2 protein-coding genes are annotated in these 727 nt (G+C 44.2%); one reads left to right on the top strand and one right to left on the bottom strand.

All coding sequences use genetic code 11. The annotated features are described in order from the left end of the window. On the top strand, nucleotides 1–216 hold a 216-nt coding region (locus ABN236_RS19285), incomplete at its 5' end, for a hypothetical protein (RefSeq protein ID WP_349474723.1). A 288-nt stretch (nucleotides 217–504) separates the two neighbouring features. Here ABN236_RS19285 and ABN236_RS19280 read toward each other — a convergent pair. Further along, nucleotides 505–727 (bottom strand): hypothetical protein (locus ABN236_RS19280; RefSeq protein WP_349474722.1); only part of this gene is annotated, 223 nt, incomplete at its 5' end.

The following is a 727-nucleotide window of genomic DNA, read 5'->3' as shown; positions in this document are numbered from 1 at the left end:
CCTCAAGAGGTCATCGAGTCCATCACCCCTGTTAAAGCAGGTACCCTACAACAGGTCACACAGGTAGGCATCCAGATGGATCTTGAATACCTACAGAGGAGGAGACTCCACAACCTTTCTGGGCAGCCTGTTCCAGCACCTCACCACGCTCTCATAGTAAATAATTTATTTTACTTTTCTCTTTCATTTCTTTTAAACACAGAATTCACCTCTTAGGCCATAGGTGGCCAACCTTTTGGCTTGTCTGGGCTGCACTGAGTGAACAGGAATTGTCTCGGGCTGCCTATCCATGAGTTGCCCTGGAAGTAATGCCTCCGGTTTATTTCCATGAAAACTACAACAAAGAGCAAAATAACACTGATTGATACAGCAAAGTCTCAGCAACAAAAATACAGTTTTTCAGCATAGTCGCCATCATTAGCTGTGCATTTTTGCCAGAGATGAACAGCCTGCGTGCTGTTCTTATCAAAATTCTGTATGGCCATCCAGAACAGAGCTTGTCTTTCACATCTCTGTTGCCACTGCTTGAAACATACTACCCACCACCTCAGTGTGCTCACATCCACTGTTCAGCAAGCATCGATGACTGTAACTAGATGAAATATTTTCTGCATGGAAGAATTCAATGACACATTTCCAGTTCATGCACACTTCCACATCAGATGTCATTTTGCCATCTGCCCCTCTGCTGCCATCTGTCACACAGCAATAAAATGCAACAGAATAC

It is taken from the genome of Proteus sp. fly-1013, assembly GCF_040140245.1.
GTDB lineage: Bacteria > Pseudomonadota > Gammaproteobacteria > Enterobacterales > Enterobacteriaceae > Proteus > Proteus mirabilis_B.
Note: the sequence above shows the minus strand (reverse complement) of the source record. Positions and strands in the feature narration are given on the sequence as shown.